This is a genomic window from Burkholderia sp. S-53 (assembly GCF_025560745.1).
GTDB lineage: Bacteria > Pseudomonadota > Gammaproteobacteria > Burkholderiales > Burkholderiaceae > Burkholderia > Burkholderia pyrrocinia.
Map to the genome: position 1 here is coordinate 344,847 of NZ_CP090484.1, position 22,135 is coordinate 366,981.

The 22,135-nt window shown below is 67.1% G+C and carries 23 protein-coding genes; 7 read left to right on the forward strand and 16 right to left on the reverse strand.

The window, feature by feature from the left end; genetic code table 11:
- Nucleotides 1–280: 280 nt before the first annotated feature.
- From LXM88_RS23700 to LXM88_RS23740, 9 genes are all read right to left on the reverse strand, one after another.
- The gene (locus LXM88_RS23700; RefSeq protein WP_262544815.1) at nucleotides 281–1,072 is read right to left on the reverse strand and encodes a DUF2182 domain-containing protein; all 792 of its coding nucleotides are present in this window, start codon (nucleotides 1,070–1,072) and stop codon (nucleotides 281–283) included.
- Entirely contained in the window at nucleotides 1,069–1,713 is a 645-nt protein-coding gene (locus LXM88_RS23705) for a DUF1326 domain-containing protein (RefSeq protein WP_262544816.1), read from the reverse strand. Before LXM88_RS23705 ends, LXM88_RS23700 begins: the two co-directional genes overlap by 4 nt.
- Nucleotides 1,714–1,892: 179 nt before the next feature.
- Entirely contained in the window at nucleotides 1,893–2,192 is a 300-nt protein-coding gene (locus LXM88_RS23710) for a hypothetical protein (protein WP_262544817.1), read from the reverse strand.
- Nucleotides 2,193–2,501: 309 nt separating this feature from the next.
- Entirely contained in the window at nucleotides 2,502–2,750 is a 249-nt protein-coding gene (locus LXM88_RS23715; RefSeq protein ID WP_262544818.1) for a hypothetical protein, read from the reverse strand.
- Nucleotides 2,751–2,983: 233 nt separating this feature from the next.
- Nucleotides 2,984–3,511 (reverse strand): acyltransferase, encoded by a 528-nt coding sequence (locus tag LXM88_RS23720; protein ID WP_262544819.1) that lies wholly within the window; start codon nucleotides 3,509–3,511, stop codon nucleotides 2,984–2,986.
- 2 nt (nucleotides 3,512–3,513) lie between these two features.
- Complete coding sequence (locus LXM88_RS23725) at nucleotides 3,514–4,458, reverse strand: electron transfer flavoprotein subunit alpha/FixB family protein (RefSeq protein ID WP_262544820.1); 945 nt, start codon at nucleotides 4,456–4,458, stop codon at nucleotides 3,514–3,516.
- Between the two features lie 16 nt (nucleotides 4,459–4,474).
- Nucleotides 4,475–5,224, reverse strand: coding sequence for an electron transfer flavoprotein subunit beta/FixA family protein (locus LXM88_RS23730; RefSeq protein WP_262544821.1), 750 nt, complete (start codon nucleotides 5,222–5,224; stop codon nucleotides 4,475–4,477).
- A 38-nt stretch (nucleotides 5,225–5,262) separates the two neighbouring features.
- A complete protein-coding gene (locus tag LXM88_RS23735) occupies nucleotides 5,263–6,051 on the reverse strand; it encodes an SDR family NAD(P)-dependent oxidoreductase (RefSeq protein ID WP_262544822.1) in 789 nt (262 codons plus the stop codon).
- 85 nt (nucleotides 6,052–6,136) lie between these two features.
- On the reverse strand, nucleotides 6,137–6,973 hold the full coding sequence (locus LXM88_RS23740; RefSeq protein ID WP_262544823.1) for an alpha/beta fold hydrolase: 837 nt from the start codon (nucleotides 6,971–6,973) through the stop codon (nucleotides 6,137–6,139).
- Between the two features lie 138 nt (nucleotides 6,974–7,111).
- Between LXM88_RS23740 and LXM88_RS23745 the strand changes: the two genes are divergently transcribed.
- From LXM88_RS23745 to dmpG, 6 genes are all read left to right on the forward strand, one after another.
- Nucleotides 7,112–7,891, forward strand: coding sequence for an SDR family oxidoreductase (locus tag LXM88_RS23745; RefSeq protein ID WP_262544824.1), 780 nt, complete (start codon nucleotides 7,112–7,114; stop codon nucleotides 7,889–7,891).
- 154 nt (nucleotides 7,892–8,045) lie between these two features.
- Nucleotides 8,046–9,611: a DUF1302 domain-containing protein gene (locus LXM88_RS23750; protein ID WP_262544825.1), complete on the forward strand. Its 1,566-nt coding sequence runs from the start codon at nucleotides 8,046–8,048 to the stop codon at nucleotides 9,609–9,611.
- Between the two features lie 41 nt (nucleotides 9,612–9,652).
- Nucleotides 9,653–11,035 carry a DUF1329 domain-containing protein gene (locus LXM88_RS23755; protein ID WP_262544826.1) on the forward strand — a complete coding sequence of 461 codons (1,383 nt, stop codon included), beginning with the start codon at nucleotides 9,653–9,655 and terminating at the stop codon, nucleotides 11,033–11,035.
- Nucleotides 11,036–11,129: 94 nt separating this feature from the next.
- The gene (gene dmpE / locus LXM88_RS23760) at nucleotides 11,130–11,912 is read left to right on the forward strand and encodes a 2-oxopent-4-enoate hydratase (RefSeq protein WP_262544827.1); all 783 of its coding nucleotides are present in this window, start codon (nucleotides 11,130–11,132) and stop codon (nucleotides 11,910–11,912) included.
- Nucleotides 11,913–11,922: 10 nt separating this feature from the next.
- A complete protein-coding gene (locus LXM88_RS23765; protein WP_262544829.1) occupies nucleotides 11,923–12,822 on the forward strand; it encodes an acetaldehyde dehydrogenase (acetylating) in 900 nt (299 codons plus the stop codon).
- Nucleotides 12,823–12,838: 16 nt separating this feature from the next.
- Complete coding sequence (gene dmpG, locus LXM88_RS23770; RefSeq protein WP_175032380.1) at nucleotides 12,839–13,870, forward strand: 4-hydroxy-2-oxovalerate aldolase; 1,032 nt, start codon at nucleotides 12,839–12,841, stop codon at nucleotides 13,868–13,870.
- Nucleotides 13,871–14,027: 157 nt separating this feature from the next.
- On the opposite strand, the gene LXM88_RS23775 is transcribed toward dmpG, so the two are convergent.
- Both LXM88_RS23775 and LXM88_RS23780 read right to left on the reverse strand, forming a co-directional pair.
- Nucleotides 14,028–14,276: a hypothetical protein gene (locus tag LXM88_RS23775; protein WP_262544831.1), complete on the reverse strand. Its 249-nt coding sequence runs from the start codon at nucleotides 14,274–14,276 to the stop codon at nucleotides 14,028–14,030.
- A complete protein-coding gene (locus tag LXM88_RS23780; protein ID WP_262544833.1) occupies nucleotides 14,273–15,520 on the reverse strand; it encodes an alkaline phosphatase family protein in 1,248 nt (415 codons plus the stop codon). Before LXM88_RS23780 ends, LXM88_RS23775 begins: the two co-directional genes overlap by 4 nt.
- Before the next feature lie 141 nt (nucleotides 15,521–15,661).
- On the opposite strand from LXM88_RS23780, the gene LXM88_RS23785 reads away from it, so the two are divergent.
- Entirely contained in the window at nucleotides 15,662–16,240 is a 579-nt protein-coding gene (locus LXM88_RS23785) for an alpha/beta fold hydrolase (protein WP_262544834.1), read from the forward strand.
- Here LXM88_RS23785 and infA read toward each other — a convergent pair.
- The 5 genes from infA to LXM88_RS23810 form a co-directional block, all read right to left on the reverse strand.
- Nucleotides 16,237–16,500 (reverse strand): translation initiation factor IF-1, encoded by a 264-nt coding sequence (gene infA, locus LXM88_RS23790; protein WP_034180178.1) that lies wholly within the window; start codon nucleotides 16,498–16,500, stop codon nucleotides 16,237–16,239. The two genes, LXM88_RS23785 and infA, sit on opposite strands and share 4 nt — an antisense overlap.
- A gap of 474 nt (nucleotides 16,501–16,974) precedes the next feature.
- On the reverse strand, nucleotides 16,975–17,178 hold the full coding sequence (locus tag LXM88_RS23795) for a cold-shock protein (protein ID WP_006483056.1): 204 nt from the start codon (nucleotides 17,176–17,178) through the stop codon (nucleotides 16,975–16,977).
- A 282-nt stretch (nucleotides 17,179–17,460) separates the two neighbouring features.
- Nucleotides 17,461–18,540, reverse strand: coding sequence for a Rieske 2Fe-2S domain-containing protein (locus LXM88_RS23800; protein ID WP_047903162.1), 1,080 nt, complete (start codon nucleotides 18,538–18,540; stop codon nucleotides 17,461–17,463).
- Between the two features lie 68 nt (nucleotides 18,541–18,608).
- Complete coding sequence (locus LXM88_RS23805) at nucleotides 18,609–21,068, reverse strand: efflux RND transporter permease subunit (RefSeq protein WP_262544893.1); 2,460 nt, start codon at nucleotides 21,066–21,068, stop codon at nucleotides 18,609–18,611.
- Nucleotides 21,069–21,156: 88 nt separating this feature from the next.
- The gene (locus tag LXM88_RS23810) at nucleotides 21,157–22,116 is read right to left on the reverse strand and encodes a WD40/YVTN/BNR-like repeat-containing protein (RefSeq protein WP_262544894.1); all 960 of its coding nucleotides are present in this window, start codon (nucleotides 22,114–22,116) and stop codon (nucleotides 21,157–21,159) included.
- Nucleotides 22,117–22,135: the final 19 nt, after the last annotated feature.

Sequence of the window (22,135 nt, forward strand, 5' to 3'; positions counted from 1 at the left end):
GGCGGCTTTGCCGACGGCGCTTTCCGGCGCGACGCATCGCATGCGGGCCCAGCCCTGCCGTTCGATCCGCCCTTGCGTCCCCGCGACGCTGACGTAACATCGGCCCTGCGTTACGTAGCATGAATGGTGAAAAGCCGGCCGCGACCGCACGTTGCTTGCTCCGGCCCCGGCACCTCGCACATGCCGCCGCCTCATCGAAAGTCTCCGGTTGCCCCGAAGACGTTTCCGTTGCGAGTGAAAGTCGCGTATCGCGGATGACAGGCGAACCCGGATTGGCCGTTCAAACGAACAACGTCACACCGGCCCAGGCGATCAGCACGACGCCCAGCACGCGCCCGACAAGATCGCCGCCCGGCAGGATTTTTTCCGCGAACACGAACAGCGACAGCGCGGCAATCCAGACGACATTCATCACGCCGCCGACGAACAGCAGCGCCATCAGCAACCAGCAGCAGCCCACGCAATACATGCCGTGGCGTGCACCGAGCAGGAAACTGCCGACGACGCCCGGACGCCAGTGCGCGACAAGAAAGCCGGCCGGCGCGCGGCATTGCCGAAGGCACGCGCGTTTCAGCGGCGAGAATTGATAGAGCCCGGCCAGCGCGAGAACAACCGCGGAAAGAACGGCGCTCTTCGACCACATCATCATCGCGGAGATCAGCCCGGCCGGCTGCAGCAGCACCTGAAGCAACGCTGCGCCGATCGAGAACGCGAGCCATGCGGTCAGATAACCGGCCAGCAGCGACGCGGACGTGAACGCGGCCCCCGAACCGTCCGCGCCGTGATGCCGCAGCACGCGCCGGTAGAGCATCACGAGCGGCGCCGCGCTGGGCGTCATCATCGCGATCATCATCACCCACCACATCACGATCACGGTCGGCAGCGACGGATCCATGCTGCCCATGTCGTCCGCCAGCCGATGCGGAAAAAGCGCGACCGTCGTCATCTCCAGCGCCGACATGCCGGTTCCCGCGCCCGTCCACAGGTAGAACCAGCACACGCCGACGAGCGCGGCCATGCCGAGCAGCGTGACGACGCGCTCGTGCCCGAGCCAGGTGTCGAAAGCAGTCATGCGGCGGCGCGATGCCGGATCAGCCCGTGGTTGTTCAGGTGCAGCCGCGCGAACTGCGCGTAGGTTCCGTCGAGATTCAACGCGATGTTGCCTTGCGAGCGCCCCGTGCCCGAACCGATCTCGGCAAGCTCGTATTCGAAGCCGTGCGGCAGGTCGATCCGCACGCGATGCTCGGCGCCCGTCACCGGGTTGCGGATCGGATCGCCCGCGACGTCGAACACGCCGTCGACGTGAATCCGGCCGCGCCGCGCATCGACATCGACGTCGAAATCGATCTTCGTGAAGATCGGCTCGAACGCGTGCTCGAGCGTCGACGCGAATACCGAGAACATCGTCGCAAATGGATCGGTATCCTGACCGGTCATGATCTTCAGAATCGCTTCGCGCTGTGCCGGACTCGCGCGCTCGTCGACGATCGGCTGGCACTTGCCCTTGCCTTCGTGGATCGGCCCCGGCCACTGAAACACGACCGCGATCCTGACGCCGTCGAGCACCACGTCGCCGTAGTGGCCGCTGTCGATCGAAATCGCGCCCATCGCTTCGCAATTGCCGTAGGTCGGCAGCGCATTGAACTGGCAAGGACAACCGTATGAGCAATTGCAACAGATCATTTCGGTGCCCTGAATCTCCCATGGGGTCATGGCTACACCTCGCGCTCTTTGACACATGAACGCTTCGAATCTAGTGCACGGCATCGGGGAAATCAAAGCCGGAACGGTGGCCCGGTTCGACGCGTAGAACCCGTGCGTTCGGGCCCCACGCATGACGTTTCGAACCGCTCGCAGCAAGCGGTTCCGGCCACCGTGGTCACACCCGGATCTCACACGAACAGCGAAGCGACGATCGCACACCACACCGCACTCGCGCCGCACAGGAATACGCGCCGTGCGACGAACATCCGCGACTCGTCGTCGGGTGTCTTCATCGGCGACGTCGCGAGAAACGGCACGCTGGCGAGGCATGCGAAACCCGACAGCGCGGCCACGATGACGACGTAGTCGCCGAACCGCCAGGGCAACGGCTCGTGCAATCCCCAGTAGCCGAGAAACAGCATGCCTATCGAAAACATCGTCGCGGCTGCCGAACTGAGCGCGACCACCGATCCCGTCGGAAATTGCATGGAAACCTCCCCTCGCGCATCGCGCGCGACGCCGGACAATTATCCGGGCAAGGAAGGAACAAGCACAACGATCGACGACCGGTCCGATCGGGTCGCGCGTGCCGTGCTGACCGGCTTCTGCCGCCGAGGATCGCGATGATCGCTTCCGCCGACAGCCGCTCGCAAGTTCATTCCCGGTTCGAATGGATTCGGAACAGCTTCGCCGCCAACCAGCGAATACACGTTGTCACCGATTGACAGCGTCGATTCGATCGCATGCCAATCGAACGCCAAGTCGCGGCCGTTCCGTCGAACACGGGTTTCGCACCGCTAACCCGGTTTCTTCGCCGCCTGAGCGACGGCCAGCCAGCCCATCACGGCGGCGGCGACCCAGCAACACGTGATCAGCAGGTCGAGATCCATCCAGCCTTCGAAATTCGCGCTGTTTTCGAAACTGCAGCGGTGTTGGCCCCTGACCCACACGCAGCCGCTGATGAACTGCTCAACGTGCATGTAGACGTTGAAGACCGCAAAGGCGGAGGTAATGACGGCGACCCGCAGGCGTATGCTCGTTTTCATTGTCGCTGAAGGCGTGGGATGAACTCCCGCCGATCTTAAGCCAACGGCGATGCATGACGCAATCGATCCGGTATCGTCCCGATTGACCGGCGAGCACAATCGACCGGCGACATCGCCGGAACAACGGAGAACGCGCATGACGAAGCACGACACGATCGCACCGATCGTCGATCCCGAACGCGAGTGACGGGCCGGATGCGCGGGCAACGCACCCTGGTCCGCCGGCGCCCCGCTCACCCGTCGATCCGCCTGATCGTCCTCAAGCAATCCGCCGCCAACTGCTGATAAATCCGCGTGCCGTTCGCCTTCGCTTCGATCTCCGCGTCGCTCAGCGGCCGCACGACGCGCCCCGGCACGCCCGCGAGCAGCACGCCGCGCGGCACGTCGTACCCGGCCTTCACGAACGCGCACGCGGCGACGATCGTCGTCGCGCCGATCGTCGCGCCGTCCATCACGACCGCGTTCATTCCGATCATCGTGTCCGGTTCGAGCGTCGCGCCATGCACGATCGCGCCATGGCCGACATGGCTGTTGACACCGAGCCGGCACGTCTCGCCGATCCCGACATGCAGCACGCAGCCGTCCTGCACGTTGCTGCCGTCGGCGACGACGATCGCGCCGAAGTCGCCGCGCAGGCTCGCATGCGGGCCGATGTAGCAGCGCGCGCCGATCGTCACGTCGCCGATCACGACCGCGCTCGGATCGACATACGCGGACGGATCGACGCGCGGCCGCATCCCGTTGAATTCGAACAGCGGCATCGTCAGAGCGCCGCGACCGCTTCCGGCACGAGCGTGAACAGGTCGCCGACGACACCGTAGTCGGCCACGCTGAAGATCGGCGCTTCCGGATCCTTGTTGATCGCGACGATCACCTTCGAATCCTTCATGCCTGCAAGGTGCTGAATCGCACCCGAGATGCCCACTGCGATGTACAACTGCGGCGCAACGATCTTGCCGGTCTGGCCGACCTGGTAGTCGTTCGGCACGTAGCCCGCGTCGACTGCCGCGCGCGAGGCGCCGAGTGCGGCCTGCAGCTTGTCGGCCAGCGGCTCCAGCACCTTCGTGTAGTTCTCGCCGCTGCCGAGGCCACGGCCGCCCGACACGACGATGCTGGCCGACGTCAGCTCCGGACGATCCAGCTTCGTCACTTCACGGCTCACGAACCGCGACACGCCTGTATCGGCCGCCGCGTCGATCTTCTCGACCGCCGCGCTGCCGCCTTCCGCTGCCACCGGATCGAAACCCGTCGCACGCACCGTGATGACCTTGACCGGATCGCTCGACTGCACCGTCGCGATCGCGTTGCCCGCGTAGATCGGCCGCTCGAACGTATCGGCCGACACAACGGCCGTGATCTCGGAGATCTGTGCGACGTCCAGTTTCGCCGCGATGCGCGGCGCGATGTTCTTGCCGTACGCCGTGGCCGGCGCGACGATGTGCGAGTAGCCCTTCGCGATGTTCATTGTCGTCGCTTCGACGTTTTCGGCCAGACCGTCGGCCAGGTGCGGCGCGTCGGCCAGCAGCACCTTCGACACACCGGCGATCTTCGCCGCGGCATCGGCTGCTGCTTGCGCATGGTGTCCCGCGACCAGCACATGAACGTCACCACCGCCTGCAGCGTGAAGCGCCTGCGCTGCTGCCACGGCATTCAGCGTCGCGGCCTTGAGCGACGCGTTGTCGTGTTCCGCCATTACCAGAATCGTCATTTCGTTGCGTTCCCTGTCACAGCACCTTGGCTTCGGTCTTCAGCTTCCCGACCAGCGTCTGCACGTCCGGCACCTTCACGCCGGCCGCGCGCTTCGGCGGCTCGTTCACCTGGAGCACCTTCACACGCGGCGTCACATCCACGCCAAGGCCGTCGGGCTTCACGACTTCGAGCGGCTTTTTCTTCGCCTTCATGATGTTCGGCAACGTCACGTAGCGCGGCTCGTTCAAACGCAGGTCCGTGGTCACCACGGCCGGCAGCCGAAGGGACAGCGTTTCCGCGCCGCCGTCGACTTCGCGCGCAACCGTCGCGCGACCGTCGGCGATCACCACCTTCGACGCGAACGTCGCCTGCGGCAGGCCCGCGAGCGCAGCCAGCATCTGCCCGGTCTGGTTCGCATCGTCGTCGATCGCCTGCTTGCCGAGGATCACGAGCGAGGGCTGCTCCCGGTCGACCAGCGCCTTCAGCACCTTCGCGACACCGAGCGGCTCGACACCTTCATTCGATTCGACGAGGATCGCGCGATCCGCGCCGATCGCCAGCGCCGTGCGCAGCGTTTCCTGCGCCTGCGCGACGCCGACCGACACGGCAATCACCTCGGTCACGACACCGGCCTCCTTCAGCCGCACGGCCTCTTCCACCGCAATCTCGTCGAACGGGTTCATCGACATCTTCACGTTCGCGATATCGACGCCCGTCCGGTCGGATTTCACACCGACCTTCACGTTCGCGTCGACCACGCGTTTCACTGCCACGAGCACTTTCAACTGCCTGTCTCCTGTTCCATTGCGCGTACGGTGTCGCGTCAGCGCGCGGTGTACCCGCCGTCGATCACGAGCTCCGCGCCGGTCACGTAACGGCCTGCCGGCGACACGAGATACAGGATGCCGGCCGCGATGTCGCGCGGGCTGCCGATCTTCGCCATCGGCACGTGCGTCTGCAGGTAACCGAACACGTCGTCGGGATCCTGCCCCATCTGGCGGAACGCCTCCTCGAGCATCGGCGTGCGGATATAACCGGGGTGCACCGAGTTCGCGCGGATGTTCTTCGCCGCATACAGCATCGCGTCGACCTTCGCCATCATCCGCACCGCGGCCTTCGACGCGTGATACGCGGGCACGTCGGGGCCGCCGACGATCCCGTACATCGACGACAGGTTCACGATCGACCCGCCGCCGGCCGCGTCGATGTGCGGAATCGCCGCGCGCGTGCACAGGAACACGCCGTTGACGTTCACGTCCTGCACGCGCTGCCATTGCGCGAGCGTCAGCTCGTGCGTCGGCACGTTGTGCCCTTCGATGCCTGCGTTGTTCACGAGCACGTCGAGGCGCCCGAAACACGCGACGATCTCGCCGAACACGCGCGACACGTCGTCTTCCTGCGTCACGTCGAGCGACCAGAACGCGGCCTGGCCGCCCTGTGCGCGGATTTCCTCGACCAGCGCCTCCGCCGGCTGCGACAGCACGTCGAGGATCGCGACGCTCGCGCCGGCCGCGGCCAGCGTGCGGGCCGTCTCCGCGCCGATGCCGCGCGCGCCGCCGGTGATCGCGGCCACCTTGCCGCGCAGGTCGAACAGTTCTTCGATGAGTTTCATGGTGTCTCCGTGTATTCGTGTATTCAGATGGGCGGCCCATGCCGGGGCCGCCCGCGTGCGGGGCGGCCTTCAAGGGCATCCGGCGTTATCGCGCAATCCGCGTCGCAAGAAAATCGAGGCATTCCCGATTGAAGTAATCGGCGTGTTCGACCATCACCCAGTGGCCGCACCGGTTCATCAGCACGAAGCGCGCGTCGCGGCAGCGTTCGAGAAACTTCAGCGCGCCGCCGACCGGATTGAAGCGGTCGTCCGTGCCCCAGAAACCGAGCACCGGGCTGCGCAGGTCGCCGAGCGCGTCGGTCAGGTTCGGCACGCTCATCGTCGACAGCACTTCGGTCGGCTGTTCGACGCACACCTTCATCCGCTCGGCCACGAGCGCGTCGGTGACGATCGCCGGATCGTGCACGAGCAGCGTCAGCAGCTCGCGCATCGTGTCGTCATTCATCTGGCGATTGGTGAACAGCTTCACCATCCGCTGGATGCCTTCCATCCGGAAATAAGTGTCGCGATCCTCGACGCCGCCCGGCGCCATCATGATCAGCCCGTCAACCTCTTCGGGATAGTCGAGCGCATATTTCAGCGCGATCGCGCCGCCGAGCGAGTTGCCGAGCAGCACGGCCGGGCCGATCCCGAGCGCGGCCAGGTGCGCATGCAGCGCGCCGACGAAGAAATCGAGCGTATACGCAACGTCGGACGGCTTCGACGACTGCCCGTAGCCGGGCAGGTCGACGACGATCGCGCGATAGCCCGCCGCCGCGAACGCCGGAACGTTGTGCTTGAAGTTGCTGAAACCGCTGGCGCCCGGCCCGCTGCCGTGGATGAACACCACCGGCCGGCCCTCGCCAGCCTCGTAATGGTGCAGGCGCAAGCCGCCCGGCACGTCGGTGAAGATGCCGGCCGGCGGCGTCGTGGGGATCGTCATCGCGGGTTGTCTCCTTCGTCGTTCGATGGATGTCTGCCACGATGATTGCGCCGGCGGCGCCGGCCGGCATCATCCTTTCAGACTACGAAGCCGCGCGCGCTTCTTCCTATCATCGGCCCACCGAAACGGAGGCTGACGATGAACGGATTCGACTACAGCGGCAAGACGGTGCTCGTGACGGGCGGCACCAAGGGCATCGGGCGGCGCATCGCCGAACGGTTTCTCGCGGCGGGGGCGCGCGTGTTCGTCTGCGGACGCAGCGCGCCCGACACACCGCCTTCGGCCGGCGGCCGCACGGCGGCGTTCGTCGCGGCCGACCTGCGCGACATCGAGCAGGTCGACGCGATGCTCGCGACGATCCGCGATGCAGCCGGCGGCCTCGACGTGCTCGTCAACAACGCGGGCGGCTCGCCGTTCGCGCTCGCGGCCGACGCGTCGCCGCGCTTCACCGAATCGATCGTGCGACTGAACCTGATCGCGCCGCTGCAACTCGCGCAGCGCGTGAACGCGATCATGCAGCCGCAGCCCGAAGGCGGCGTGATGCTGTTCATCGCAAGCGTCAGCGCGTCGCGGCCGTCGCCCGGCACGGCCGCATACGGCGCCGCGAAAGCGGGCCTCGTCAACGCGGTCACGTCGCTCGCGGTCGAGTGGGCGCCGCGCGTGCGCGTGTGCGCGATCAGCCCGAGCCTCGTGCAGACGGAATCTGCCACCGAAGGCCACTACGGCGACGACACAGCGCTCGACGCGATTCGCGCGACGATTCCCGCCGGACGGCTCGCGACGCCCGACGACGTCGCGTCCGCTTGCCTGTTCCTCGCGTCGCCTGACGCGTCGTACACGTCGGGCGCGAACCTGCGACTCGACGGCGGCGGCGAGCGGCCCGCGTTCCTGAGCGCCGCGCAGGCGGCCGCGCGCTGAACCATGCGATGCACGCGATGCGGGGCCGATCGTTGCCAGTCCTAGGGAAGTCATCTAGTTCATTTTGACGATTCCCTGCTACCGCGATCTCCCTACTCTGCCTCTCACGACAACACATAGTCGACCGTCGTCGATACCCCCAAGAGGAGACACCATGCATCAACGGATTTCGCGCCGTACCGACAAGCGGGCAACCGCCACGCTGTCGACGCTGGCCGCCGCGCTGCTGACGTGCGCCGTTCCCAACGCGCACGCCGGCAGCACGATCGAGCTTGGCGCCGACACGACGCTGGACTACACGTTCACGCTCAGTTACGGCCTCGGCATGCGCACGCGTGCGCCGAGCGGCAATCTGCTGACGCCGGCGAACATCAACGGCGACGACGGCGATCGCAACTTCGCGAAGAACAAGCTGATCGAGAACCAGGTCAGCCTGCTCGGCGAAGTTAACCTGAAGCACGACGACTGGGGCGTGTTCGTCCGCGCGGACACGTTCTACGACCAGGCGTATCACCGCCCGAACTACAACGATGCGCCCGGCACCGTGAACCACTCGGGCCAGTTCAACAACTTCACGAGCGATGCGCGCTACTGGTCGGGCGGCCACACGACGCTGCTCGCCGCGTATGCGTACAACACGTTCCACATCGGCTCGACGAGCCTGAACGTGAAGGTCGGCGACCAGGTCGTCGCGTGGGGCGAAAGCCTGTTCTTCCCGAACATCGCCGGCGCGCAGGGCCCCGCCGACGCGACCAAGTCGTATATGGCCGGCGCAGAGGTGAAGGACATCCTGCTGCCGGTGCCGCAGATCTCGACGCAGTGGCAGATCACGCCGCGCCTGAGCCTGCTTGCGTACTACCAGTTCTCGTTCCAGCAAAACCGCCTGACCGCGCCAGGCACCTACTGGAGCTATTCGGACGTGGTTGGCCCCGGCGCGCAGTTCATCATCGGCCCGGGCGGGATGCAGATTCCGCGCGGGCCCGACGACAAGCCGAGCGCACGCAACCAGTGGGGGATCGGCGCGCGCTTCCGCGTGCTCGGCGACACCGAGCTCGGCCTGTACCACCTGCACTACAACGACATGAACCCGAGCGTCGTCACGACGTTCTTCCCGACACTCCAGTACCAACAGAAGTATTTCAGCAACATCAAGCTGACCGGTGCGAGCTTCTCGACACAGGTCGGCCCCGTGAACGTCGCGGGCGAAGTGTCGTACCGCCAGGGCGCGGCCGTACTCGTCAACACCGCGACGGGCCCGCAGTCGACGCGCGCGAACGTCGTGCAGACCAACCTGTCCGGCATCTACTCGATCGGGCCGAGCTTCCTCGCGAACTCGCAGTCGCTGGTCGGCGAACTCACGTACGTGCACGCGGGCAGTATCTCGGAGCAAGGCGGGTCGACCACGCTCGCGAATTCGCGCAATGCGCTCGCGATGGAGATCGCGTGGACGCTCAGCTACAAGAACGTGTTCAACGGCTGGGATCTCGACGTGCCGCTGACCTACACGCACGACCTGACGGGCACGTCGCCGCTGGCCGGCGCGCTCGGCTCGCTGACGGGCCAGGGCGACCATCGCGTGACGGCCGGCGTGACCTTCACGCGTTTGAGCAACCTGTCGCTGTCGCTCGTCTACGCAAAGTTCCTCGGTTCGCCGAACCCCGTCACGCGGCCGCTCGCCGATCGCGACTACGTGCTGGCCACGGCGACCTACCACTTCTGAGCGGCCCGGCCGCTCGTCACTCAGCAAGAAGAGGATTAGTCATGAAGCGAATTCGTCTCCCCCTCATGCGCGCGTCGGTGATGGCCGCATGCGCGCTCGTTGCGACGGCGTCGTACCCGAAGGTCACGCCGGACGACCTGAAGGCGCTCGACGGCCAGCTGACCCCGATGGGTGCGGTGCGCGCCGCGAGCAAGGACAGCAGCGTGCCCGAGTGGTCGGGCAAGTGGCTCGGCACGCCGTCGGATGTGCAATACAAGCGCGGCAGCCGTTACCCCGATCCGTTCGCCAGCGAGAAGCCGGTCGCGACGATCACCGCGGAGAACATGGCGCAATACGCCGAGCACCTGACCGACGGCCAGAAGGCGATGTTCAAGCGCTATCCGGCCAGCTTCAAGATCATCGTCTACCCGAGCCACCGCGACTTCCGCTACCCGGACGCCGTCTACAAGGACATCCGCGCGTATGCGCCCGAATCGACGATGACGTCCGACGCGAACGGCCTCACGAACGCGCCGCCGACGGTGCCTTACCCGATCCCGAAGACCGCCGCCGAACTGCTGTGGAACCAGCGCTTCTCGTCGTCGATCGGCACCGAGCAGGCCACCTACGACCAGGCGGTCGTGTACTCCGACGGCAACATCGCGTGGGGCAAGGTGCGCTACGACATCTACTCGCCGCGCAACGTCGGCAAGTACGACGTGAAGAGCGACCTGAACAACCGCACCTACTACCGCAACGCGACGGAGTTGCCGCTGTCCGACCGCGGCTCGCTGATCGTCGGCTTCACGAACTGGGACAAGGCCGGCGCGGACAACTCGTCGCGCACGTGGATGTACAACCCCGGCACGCGGCGCGTGCGCCAGGCGCCCGAATACGGCTATGACCAGCCGCAGGGCCCGGGCGGCTTCCGCACCGTCGACGACGACCGCCTGTACAACGGCCCCGGCGACCGCTACGACTGGAAGATCGTCGGCAAGCGCGAGATCTACGTGCCCTACGACAACTACAAGGTGATGGACAGCGCGGTGAAGTACGGCGACCTGCTGACCAAGGGCCACGAGAACCCGGCATATATCCGCTACGAACTGCATCGCGTGTGGGTGCTGCAGGCGACGCTGAAGAGCGGCTATCGCCACCAGTATGCGAAGCGCGTGCTGTACATCGACGAGGATTCGTGGCAATCGCTGCTCGCCGACAACTACGACGCACGCGGCCAGCTCTGGCGCACCAACGTCGCGACATCGCTGTACGCGTATGACGCGAAGGTGTTCTACCCGAGCGCGGTGTTCTTCCACGACCTGATCTCGGGTGCGTACATGGCCGACCGCCTGACGAACGAAGGCCCGATGCCGAAGCTCGACAACAGCCCGCAGTTCAACGAGGCGTACTTCTCGCCGGACGCGATCCGCAGTTCGGGTAACTAAGCGACGCGGAATACCCGCGACCCACGCGCCGGAGCCTCGCTCCGGCGCACGACGCCGCCCGCGACGGCGGCCTGTTCCATTCGAGGGCCCTTTCATGTCTTCCCGCCTGCATACGACGCTCGGCGACGAGCTGTACGCCGCGTGGCACGCGCGCGCACCGGTCGCGCCGCTGTCGAGCCGCCCGCGCCGGCTGTCGCTCCACGACGCGTACCGCATCCAGCAGCGCTTCATCGAACGCCGCGTCGAACAGGGCGAAACGGTCGTCGGCAAGAAGATCGGCGTGACGAGCCAGGCCGTGCAGGACATGCTGAACGTGCGCCAGCCCGATTTCGGCATCCTGCTGTCCGGCATGCACTACGCGGCCGGCGAGGCGATTGCCGCCGACTCGCTGATCGCGCCGCGCGCCGAGGGCGAGATCGCGTTCATCCTGTCGCACGACCTGCGCGGCCCCGGCATCGACCGCACCGACGTGATCGCCGCGACGGCCGCCGTCGCACCCTGCTTCGAGATCGTCGATTCGCGCATCCGCGACTGGGCGATCCGCATCGAGGACACCGTCGCCGACAACGCGTCGTGCGGCGTGTACGTGCTCGGCGATGCGCGCGTCGACCCGCGCACGCTCGATCTCGCCGCATGCGAGATGACGATCGAGAAGAACGGCGAGCCCGTCGCGCAAGGGCGCGGCGACGCGGCGCTCGGCCATCCCGCCGATGCGGTCGCGTGGCTCGCGAACACGCTCGCTGCGTACGACGTGCCGCTGCTTGCCGGCGAGATCGTGTTGTCCGGCTCGCTCGCGAAACTGATTCCGGTCACGGCTGGCGACGCGCTGTCGATGCAGATCTCCGGCATCGGCAGTTGCGACGTCCGCTTTATCTAAAGGAACCCTGATGAAGAAAATCAAATGCGCACTGATCGGTCCCGGCAACATCGGCACCGACCTGCTGTACAAGCTGCGCCGCTCGGCGGTGCTCGAACCCGTGTGGATGGTCGGCGTCGACCCGGCGTCGGACGGCCTCGCGCGCGCCCGCGAATTCGGCCTGAAGACCACCGACAAGGGTGTCGACGGGCTGCTGCCGCACGTGGCCGCCGACGACATCCGCATCGCATTCGACGCGACGTCGGCCTACGTGCACCGCGACAACTCCGACAAGCTCACCGCGCTCGGCGTGCGGATGATCGACCTGACGCCCGCGGCGATCGGGCCGTACTGCGTGCCGCCGGTGAACCTCGACGCGCATCTCGACAGCGCGCAGATGAACGTGAACATGGTGACCTGCGGCGGCCAGGCGACGATCCCGATGGTGTACGCGGTGTCGCGCGTGCAGCCGGTCGCGTACGGCGAGATCGTCGCGACGGTGTCGTCGCGTTCGGTCGGCCCCGGCACGCGCAAGAACATCGACGAATTCACGCGCACGACGTCCGGCGCGATCGAACAGGTCGGCGGTGCGCGCAAGGGCAAGGCGATCATCGTGATCAACCCGGCCGAGCCGCCGCTGATCATGCGCGACACGATCCACTGCCTGACCGACGGGCCGCCCGACGTCGAGGCCATTACCGCGTCGGTGCACGCGATGGTCAAGGAAGTGCAGCGCTACGTGCCCGGCTACACGCTGAAGAACGGGCCGGTGTTCGACGGCAATCGCGTGTCGGTGTTCATGGAAGTCGAAGGGCTCGGCGACTACCTGCCGAAGTACGCGGGCAACCTCGACATCATGACCGCCGCCGCGGCCGCCACGGCCGAGCGTTTCGCCGAACAGATGCTGGCCGCGACGGCCGCCACCGCTTGAGTTGAGGAGCCACGCGATGTCACTTGCAGGCAAGAAGATCACCGTCCACGACATGTCGCTGCGCGACGGGATGCACCCGAAGCGCCACCAGATCACGCTCGACCAGATGCGCAACATCGCGCGCGGGCTCGACGCGGCCGGCGTGCCGCTGATCGAGGTCACGCACGGCGACGGGCTCGGCGGCGCGTCGGTCAACTACGGGTTCCCCGCGCACACCGACGAGGCCTACCTGAGCGCCGTGATTCCGGAACTGAAGCAGGCGAAGGTATCGGCGCTGCTGCTGCCAGGCATCGGCACCGTCGAGCACCTGCGCATGGCGCACGAGCTCGGTGTCGGCACGATCCGCGTCGCGACGCACTGCACCGAGGCCGACGTGTCGGAGCAGCATATCGGCCTCGCGCGCACGCTCGGGCTCGACACGGTCGGCTTCCTGATGATGGCGCACATGTCGTCTCCGGAACAGCTCGTCGTGCAGGCGAAGCTGATGGAGTCGTACGGCGCGAACTGCATCTACATCACCGACTCGGCCGGCCACATGCTGCCCGACGACGTGACCGCGCGGATCGGCCAGGTGCGCGACGCGCTGAAGCCGGAGACGGAACTCGGCTTCCACGGCCACCACAACCTCGCGATGGGCGTCGCTAACTCGGTCGCGGCGGTCGCCGCCGGCGCGAACCGGATCGACGCGGCCGCGGCCGGGCTCGGCGCCGGCGCGGGCAATACGCCGATGGAAGTGTTCGTCGCGGTGTGCGACCGGATGGGGATCGAGACGGGCGTCGACGTGTTCGCGATCTCGGACGTCGCCGAGGATCTCGTCGTGCCGATCATGGACGCGCCGATCCGTCTCGACCGCGATGCACTGACGCTCGGTTATGCGGGCGTCTACTCGTCGTTCCTGCTGTTCGCAAAGCGTGCGGAAGCGAAGTACGGGATTCCCGCGCGCGACATCCTCGTCGAACTGGGCCGGCAGCGGCTCGTCGGCGGCCAGGAGGACATGATCGAGGACGCGGCGCTGACGATGGTGCGGGCGCGGGAGGTGGCGGCGTAACCGAATGCGGCCGGCATCCGTCCGGAAGCGGTGTGAACGGGGCGCAAAGCCCCGTTTTCTTTTGTCGGGTGGACGCGAACAGCGCGGCAGCCCGCGTGACGCGTCGCGGCCCCGCTCACCGGCGTTACACCGCCCCGACCGCGCACCGCCCTACCCGTCAGCGATGCTTCCCGCCGTGCCGGCGTCGCCGATGCTCCGCACGCGCCTGTTGCAGCGACGGCATCAGTTCCTCGATATATTGCCGCGCCTGCCCGCGCGTGACGACCTCGCTGAAGCGCTGATGGGCCTTGTCGTGACCGACCAGCGCCGCATGGGCCTTCTTCAGGATGTGCAGATACGCGATCAGGCTCGTGCCGTCGCGCACGGGCAGCGCATCGCGCGGGTCTTGTACCGGAGTCGTACTCATGAGCCGATCCTTTGCGGGCAGTCCGTGCGGCACGTCGTCGTCACGAGCGCCAGCAGGTCGTTGGCGAGGCGGTCGCGGTCGGTCAGCGGCGCGAGGCCGAACAGCCGTTCGAGCGTCGCGGCAACCGACGCGTGATCGTACGGCGTGTGGTCGACCTGCCCGGCCGCGACCCACGGTGAAATCACGATCGCCGGCACGCGCACGCCGTACACGTCGAACCCGAAGCCGCTCGCGTTCAGCGTCGCGGCCGCGCCGTCGTTCGGCGGCGGCGCGGCGCCCGGCCTGACCGAATCGTAGAAGCCGCCGTGCTCGTCGTAGACGATCACGAGCAGGCTGTTGTTCCACACCGGCGAATTGCGGATCGCGTTGTACACGCGCGCGGCGAGCTGGTCGCCGCCGGCCAGCCCGTCCATCGGGTGTTGCGAGCTGCCGTTCTGGTAGGTGCCGTGCACGATGTCGCCATAGCCGGGCTCGATGAACGTGTAGCGCGCCGTGTAGCCGGCCGCGAGATCGGCTTCGAAGTGCGCGAGATCGTCGACGTCGAAGAAGCTGATGCCCTTCAGCGATGCGACCTGCGGTACGTGGCCGAGCGGATCGCCGGTCTGGTCCTGGTAGATGCGCCAGTTGTCGTCGCCGAGCGCGCCGAAGATCGAACCCTTCGGATAAGGGAAGCCGTTGAACGCATCCCACCCGCCCATTTCCGCCTTGGTCGGCGAATGGTCGAGCCCGGCCGACGACGCGCCGTGCAGGAAGAAGCGGTTCGGCCAGGTCGGCCCCGGCATCGACGCATGCCACGCGTCGCACAGCACGAACGCATTCGCGAGCGCGTACAGCGACGGCGCGTTCGTCTGCACGTCGGCGCCCTGCATGATCTTGCCCGCGTCGGCCGGTTGCGGCGGCGTGCCTTCGGAATGCGACGTCGAGTAGTTCGACACGAACCCCGAATTGACGACGGGCGGATAGGCCTGCCCTTTCACGAACGGCACGCCTGCGCCGCAGAGCTGTTCGAGCACGTCGGTGAATTCGTGGCACGGGTCGGTCGGCATCCGGTCGGGCGCACCGCCGCCGAACGGATAGACCGCGCCGCCATGCGCGTTGCTGTCGCCCGGCGACGCGGCGACGATGTCGGCGATGCCCGACAGCGCGAACAGGTGATCGAACGAGCGGTTCTCGAGCATCAGCACGAACACGTGCTGGATGCGGTCGTGAACCGGCGGGGCTGCGGGGGCTGCGTCTGCACTCATGGCGCCTCCTGGCGTCGCGCGACGAATGTCCGGCTGGCACGGTCGTTGGCCCGTTGAAAGCGACTGCAGGGATTGAAAGCTGCGCGCGGGCCGCGAATTGCCGACGAGTGTACGACCGCGCCGGCCCGCACGTAAAGCGGCATGCGAACCGTGTCGCCGCGCGCGTTCTTCGCGAGCACGACCGTCGATGACGATGCGTTTCGCCGGCTGGTGCGGTTCGTGACGGGGGGATTGTCGGCGCGCTGCGCCGACATGAAATTGCGGCAGAACTGCGCGCGCGTGACGCCGGGTTGCCGGCTTGCCTATCTCGACATGCTGACCGGCACGGATTTCGTCGACGACATCCGCGGGCTCGATACGCGTTACCTGGTGATCGTCGGCGACAAGGACCCGGGGCTCGACGCCGCTACGATGCAGGCGACCTTCCTGGCCCGGCACCCGAACGAGCGGCTCGTGACGATCCCGAATGGCGGGCATTGCCCGATGCAGGAATGTCCGCCGTATTTCGCGACGATCGTCGAGGCTTTCCTGCGAGACGCGGCTGCCTGGGCGCTACGCACGCGCGGCGGCCGGAGAAGGCGGTGTTGGCCGCCGCGGCGTGACGACGCCGCCGGCGACCCGACGAACGGCACGCAACGTGCCGTCCATCCGGTTCGTCCGGCCGTATGGCCGGACGGGAGTCGATCGGCGCGGTGCTGCGCGCCGATCGCGGCCGCTTAGCGACGCGGCCCGCTGTTGCGCTGCGGACGCGGCGAATTCGCGTCCTTGTGCCGGAAGTTGATGCGGCCCTTGGTCAGGTCGTACATCGACAGTTCCAGCGTCACGCGGTCACCCGCGAGAATGCGGATGTGGTTCTTGCGCATGCGGCCCGACGCGTACGCGCCCACCACCACGCCGTTCTCCAGCGTGACACGGTATTTGCTGTCCGGCAGCACTTCGTCGACGATTCCGTCCAGTTCCAGCAGTTCTTCTTTTGCCAAACCAATTCCTCCAGACAAGGTGATTGACCGCGGCCGCGGCGATCTGCGCGGCGCCGTTTCCCGTAACGGGACGGCGGCCGGCAGGCTGCCGGGTATCGGTTCGTTCAGACGGGCCACGGGCCTGTCTTGCGATCGGAGCCCGGCGCGTTGCGGCGTTCGGGCGGTCGGTGGCGGCGGCGCGATAAGCGCCGCGCAAGTAGTCGGGACCGCGCCGGCTGCTACGGCATGGCGTCGGTCTGCTCGGGTTGATGCGTTGAAGCGGTGATGCGCTGGCGAAGCGGCGGGCGCTTCGCGAGGGCGTTGTGTCGCACGCGGGTCACGCATGCGATGAGGGAGGCGTCACGACCGATGCATCGAGAATGTCGCGATGCATCGGTCGTGCGCATCGGAACGCGCAGGCCACCGGAACAGCGGCGCCCCGCGCGAAACTCCATCCGGCACCCGCCGCCGATCGGCGGCCGGTGCCGATGCGGCTTACTGCGGCGTGATGTTCGACGCTTGCAGACCCTTCGGGCCGCGCTTCACTTCGAAGCTGACCTTCTGGCCTTCGGCCAGGGTCTTGAAACCCGTGCCGCGAATTTCGGAGAAATGGGCGAACAGATCGTCGCCGCCGTTGTCCGGGGAAATGAAACCAAAGCCCTTGGTTTCGTTGAACCACTTGACGGTACCGGTATCCACAAATACTTCCTTAATACGAATAATTGAACATGCGCCCGTGACGGGCACAGAAAGAATCAAAGAGGGAGAGACCAACGACCGCCGCACGGAGTGCGGCCAATGATGAGCAATCGAACTTCTTGAAGACTTCGGTCACGGACACTACGCGGTAGCAGCCGTTCCGTCAAGCTCTTTCGGTGCGACGCGCGCGCACGGGCGGCGCGCGCGCCTTATGTGGCGGGTGTTGCCGGCCGACGGAGCCCATTTCGATACGCCCCCGATTTTCGGCCGGCCCGCCGGTTTTTACTGCGGCTCGAACACGTGATGCAGCACCGGCGGCTCGGCGCCGTCGCGAATCCGCATTTCAAATGCCTTACGCGCGACGCTCGTCGGCCGCACGTCGGCCACGTCCAGATAGAACTGCGAATACCAGTCGCGCATCTGGTACAGCGGGCCGTCGCCTTCGCACAGCAGCGGGTTGTCGATCCGCGTCTTGCTGTGCCAGATGTCGACGTCCTCGTAGAACGCGCGCTGCGCTTCCTTCACGTACGCGTTCGCGATCTCCAGGTTCTGCTCGTCCGTCAGCCCGGCCACCTTCTTCACGATCACGCCGTAACGCAGCTCGAAGCTGTTCATGTCGATCGGCACGTGGCAGTTCAGCAGCACCGAATGAATCGGCTGCCCGTTGCTCTGCCCCGTCATCTGCGTGATGTGCACGGCCGGCCCGAAATACGTCGACAGCGCGGTCAGGCTGTCGCCGCCGAGCTTCTCGCTGCGGCCGACCATCAGCTGCGTCGCCTTGTGGTCCTCGAACAGGTTCGCGAAATAGTCGATCGGTGCGCGGTGCACGGTCGCGAAGTGCGCGACGTCGGAGATGTTGTCGACCAGTTCGCGGCAGTTGGCCTGGATCACCATCTTGTCGACGACCCAGTCCGACCATTCGTCGGAGAAGCACACGTCGAGGCGCGGAATCGCGACGTCGGCCGGCGGCGCATTGCCTTCCGGGTCGTTCCACACGAACAGCAGGTTGTTTTCCTCGCAGGTCGGCCACGCGCCGATGCGCGCCTTCGGCGGAATCCGTTTGCAGTACGGGATCGATGCGCACTGCCCTTCGCCGCTCCAGGCCCAGCCGTGGAACGGGCACACGAGGTTGTCGCCCTGGACCGTGCCGAGGCTCAGGTCGGCGCCCATGTGCGGGCAATACGCGTCGACGACGTTGACCTTGCCGGTCGAATCGGCGAACGCGGCAAGCTTGCGGCCGAACACGTTCAGCGTATGCGGCTTGCCGTCCTTGTAGTCGCGGGCGAGCCCGAGGCAGTGCCAGCCGCGCGCATAGCGCTGCGCGAGCGGCTGGGCTTCGATCTTGTAAGGGCGTGCGGACATGTGGGTTGACTCCTCTTGTGGAGAGCGCGCGGCGGCCCGCCGCGCGCGGGGGAAATGGGGGGCGCCGTTCAGCGCATCGGATTGCCGTGCTCGAGCGCACGCGCCGGCTTCAGTTGCGGCGCGGCCACCGGCTGCGGCTGCGACCGCTGCATGCGGCGCTCGGCACGCTCGACGCCGAGCCACGCAGCGAGCGCGGGCAGCAGGAACACCGCGCCGAACAGGTTCACGAGGAACATGAACGCGAGCAGCACGCCCATGTCGACCTGGAACTTCAGCGCGGAGAACGCCCACGTGCCGACGCCGATGAACATCGTGACGGCCGTGAACAGCGCCGCCGTGCCGCGCTGGCGCATCGCGTCGGCGAACGCGTCCGGCAGCGTCGCGCCGTGGCGGAGGTCGTGCTGCAGGCGCTCGTACAGGTAGATCCCGTAATCGACGCCCACGCCGACGCCGAGCGTGATCACCGGCAGCGTCGCGACCTTCAGCCCGATGCCGAGGCGGGCCATCACCGCATTGCACAGGATCGACACGAGCGTGAGCGGCACGACGATGCACAGCACCGCGCGCCACGAGCGGAACGTGACCGCGCAGAGCAGCGCGATCGCGCCGAAGATCGACAGCAGCATCGCGATCTCCGCGTCGCCGACGGCCTCGTTGGTCGCGGCCATCACGCCGACGTTGCCGCCCGCGAGCCGGAACGCGACGTTCGGCGTCGGGTTCTCGGCCGCGAAGCGCTTGATCTCGTCGACGATGTGCGCGATGGTCGTGCCCTCGTGATTCTTCGTGTAGATCAGCACCTGGATCGCCTTGCAGTTCGCGGTGTTCATCCCGTTGTCGGGGTCGAACGCGTTGGAACCCTGCGTGAGCCCGTCGCTGGAGCGCGGCAGCGCGGCCCAGCGCGGGTTGCCTTCGTTGAACGCAGCGATGAACACCTTGCCCTGCGACGACACGCTCGTCACCGACTGCACGCCGGCCACGCCGCGCATGTTCATCTCGAACTTCTCGATCGCGCTCATCACCGGGTAATGCAGGCACGCGTCGTCGAAGCCGGTCGTCTCGACGATCACCGACAGCACGTCCACGCCGATGTTGTACTGGTGCGTAATCGCCGCGTTGTCGAGGTTGTAGCGCGAGTTCGTGCGCAGTTCCGGTGCGCCGGTGCCGATGTCGCCGATCTCCAGCTTGCGCGATTCGAGCGTGCCGTATGCGAGCAGCGCGAGCGCCACCGCGAACACGCCGAGCGCGGGCGCCGGCCGCGCGAACACCGCGAAGCGCGACCACATCGGGCTGCCACCGGCCGCCGCCGTGCGCTGCGCACGCGCGAGCGTGCCGCGTTCGAGGCGCGTGTACGACAGCAGGATCGGCAGGAACACCTTGTTCGTGACGATCATCAGCAGCACGCCGAGGCACGCGGTGATGCCGAGCTCGCGCACGATGTCGATCTTGATCCGCATGATCACCATGAAGCCGAGCGCGTTGGTCAGCAGCGCAACGGTGCCCGGCACGAACAGCTTGCGGAACGCGTCGCGCGCGGCGTCGGCCGACGACGCGCCGCGCACCAGCGCCTGCTTCCATGCATTGGTCATCTGCACCGCGTGCGACACGCCGATCGAGAAGATCAGGAACGGCACGAGGATCGACATCGGATCGATGCCGAGCCTGAGCAGCGGCAGCGCGCCGAGCAGCCACACGACCGGCAGCAGCGCGACGACGAGCGCCAGCACGGTGGTCTTCAACGAGCGCGTGTACGCGAACAGCAGCGCGGCCGTGACGAGGAACGCGAGCGCGAAGAACGCCATCACGCCCGCGATGCCGCTCTCGACGTCGCCGACCAGCTTCGCGAAGCCGATGATGTTCACGTCGATGCCCTGCTTCGCGTACCTCGCACGGATCTCCTCGAGCTGGCGCGCGACCGCGCTGTAGTCGAGCCGCTTGCCGGTCGCGGGATCGGTCTCGCGCAGTTCCGCGCGGATCAGCGCCGACTTCAGGTCGTTGCCGACGAGGCGGCCGATCTGCCCGGAACGCGCGACGTTGCGGCGCACCTTCGCGAGATCGTCCGGGTTCGCACTCGAGAACTGGCCGGGCACGACCACGTCGCCGCGGAAGCCGGCCTCGGTCACCTCGGTGTAGTGGACGTTCGGCGTGAACAGCGAGAACACGCGCGAACGGTTCACGCCGGGGATGAAGAACACGTCGTCCGTCGCATGGCGCAGCGCGTCCATGAACGTCTGGTTGTAGATATCGCCGTCACTCTTCCAGCGCAAACTCACGAGGATCGTGTTCGCGCCGGGGAACGCGCCCGCATAGCGCTCGAACACCTGCATGTACGGGTGCTGCATCGGGATCATCTTGTTGAAGCCCGGATCGAGCTTCAGGCGCGTCGCGGAAAGCCCGAGCGCGAGCGTCACCGCGACGCAGAACAGCATCAGCAGCCGGCGCCGGCGAATGATCGTGTTGGCGCAGCGCTCGACAAACGCGGCAAGGCGCGACGCGGGAACGGCTTCAGGGGGGCGTGACAGGTCGTTCATGGGATTCTCTTGTCGGTGCGGACTGGCGATGCGAAACGAACCAAAGCGGTCGAAAACCGGCGGCCGCGGCGGCCGCCGTGGCCGCGCATCAGGACGGCGACGCGGCGAGCGGCGCGACGCCGGCCTCGCCGCCGAGCAGCAGCGCGCCGTGGCCCATGTCGAGCACGGCCGCGAGGCTCTGCACGCCACCGAGCTTGCGCACGTCGAAGGTCAGCCCGCCGTCGCGCGACGCGACGATCGCGCCGCCCTGGCCGACCAGCACGAGTTCGCCGTCGCCGAGCTGGGTCGCGCCGAAGTACGACACCGGAACGTGGCTGTCGACATGCGTCCACGTCGTGCCGCGATCGGTGCTGCGCACCACGTTGCCGCGCATCCCGTAGGCGACCCAGTCGCCGTTCGCGAGCATCAGCGCGCCGAACAGCGAGCCTGCGTATGGCGACGGCGGCTTGTCCCACGTGGCGCCGTTGTCGGTCGAGCGCAGCAGCGTGCCGCTCTCGCCCGCGATCAGCAGGTTGCCGTGGCCGTCGCCGACGATCGCGTTGAGGTGGCGGTCGCCGGCCGGTGTCTTCACGATCTGCCAGTTGATGCCCGCATCGTCCGAGCGCAGCAGTTGCCCGAAGCTGCCGGCCGCGAACAGCGGGCCGTCAACGGTGCCCCACACGGACAGCAGCGGATCGGAATGCGCGCGGTCCATGTGCACCTCGCGCCAGTGCATGCCCGCGTCGTCGCTGCGGAGGATCCTGCCGTCGTGGCCGACCGCGATCCCGAGCGTCGGCGTGATGAAGCGCACCTGCGTGAGCGTCGACGCCTGGTCGGGCGTGGCGGACGCCGGCCGCCAGTGCGCGCCCGCGTCGTCGCTCAGCAGGATCACGCCGCGCTCGCCGACCGCGACGATGCGCGCGCCGGCCTTGGCGAGCCCGTTGATCTGCAGCCGGTCCGCATGGATCGCGGTGACCGGGAACGCCGGCAGCGGGCGCGGCGAAAATGCGAACAGCGCGGCGCCGAGCACCAGCGCCGACATCGCAAGTCCGGGCAAAGTTCGTTTCATCGCTTGTCTCCTGTGTCTG

Coding starts and splice junctions, on each gene's coding strand:
- LXM88_RS23700 (WP_262544815.1), bottom strand. CDS start 1,072: ATGACTGCTTTCGACACCTGGCTCGGGCACGAGCGCGTCGTCACGCTG.
- LXM88_RS23705 (WP_262544816.1), bottom strand. CDS start 1,713: ATGACCCCATGGGAGATTCAGGGCACCGAAATGATCTGTTGCAATTGC.
- LXM88_RS23710 (WP_262544817.1), bottom strand. CDS start 2,192: ATGCAATTTCCGACGGGATCGGTGGTCGCGCTCAGTTCGGCAGCCGCG.
- LXM88_RS23715 (WP_262544818.1), bottom strand. CDS start 2,750: ATGAAAACGAGCATACGCCTGCGGGTCGCCGTCATTACCTCCGCCTTT.
- LXM88_RS23720 (WP_262544819.1), bottom strand. CDS start 3,511: ATGCCGCTGTTCGAATTCAACGGGATGCGGCCGCGCGTCGATCCGTCC.
- LXM88_RS23725 (WP_262544820.1), bottom strand. CDS start 4,458: ATGACGATTCTGGTAATGGCGGAACACGACAACGCGTCGCTCAAGGCC.
- LXM88_RS23735 (WP_262544822.1), bottom strand. CDS start 6,051: ATGAAACTCATCGAAGAACTGTTCGACCTGCGCGGCAAGGTGGCCGCG.
- LXM88_RS23740 (WP_262544823.1), bottom strand. CDS start 6,973: ATGACGATCCCCACGACGCCGCCGGCCGGCATCTTCACCGACGTGCCG.
- LXM88_RS23745 (WP_262544824.1), top strand. CDS start 7,112: ATGAACGGATTCGACTACAGCGGCAAGACGGTGCTCGTGACGGGCGGC.
- LXM88_RS23750 (WP_262544825.1), top strand. CDS start 8,046: ATGCATCAACGGATTTCGCGCCGTACCGACAAGCGGGCAACCGCCACG.
- LXM88_RS23755 (WP_262544826.1), top strand. CDS start 9,653: ATGAAGCGAATTCGTCTCCCCCTCATGCGCGCGTCGGTGATGGCCGCA.
- dmpE (WP_262544827.1), top strand. CDS start 11,130: ATGTCTTCCCGCCTGCATACGACGCTCGGCGACGAGCTGTACGCCGCG.
- LXM88_RS23765 (WP_262544829.1), top strand. CDS start 11,923: ATGAAGAAAATCAAATGCGCACTGATCGGTCCCGGCAACATCGGCACC.
- dmpG (WP_175032380.1), top strand. CDS start 12,839: ATGTCACTTGCAGGCAAGAAGATCACCGTCCACGACATGTCGCTGCGC.
- LXM88_RS23775 (WP_262544831.1), bottom strand. CDS start 14,276: ATGAGTACGACTCCGGTACAAGACCCGCGCGATGCGCTGCCCGTGCGC.
- LXM88_RS23780 (WP_262544833.1), bottom strand. CDS start 15,520: ATGAGTGCAGACGCAGCCCCCGCAGCCCCGCCGGTTCACGACCGCATC.
- LXM88_RS23785 (WP_262544834.1), top strand. CDS start 15,662: ATGCGAACCGTGTCGCCGCGCGCGTTCTTCGCGAGCACGACCGTCGAT.
- LXM88_RS23800 (WP_047903162.1), bottom strand. CDS start 18,540: ATGTCCGCACGCCCTTACAAGATCGAAGCCCAGCCGCTCGCGCAGCGC.
- LXM88_RS23805 (WP_262544893.1), bottom strand. CDS start 21,068: ATGAACGACCTGTCACGCCCCCCTGAAGCCGTTCCCGCGTCGCGCCTT.
- LXM88_RS23810 (WP_262544894.1), bottom strand. CDS start 22,116: ATGAAACGAACTTTGCCCGGACTTGCGATGTCGGCGCTGGTGCTCGGC.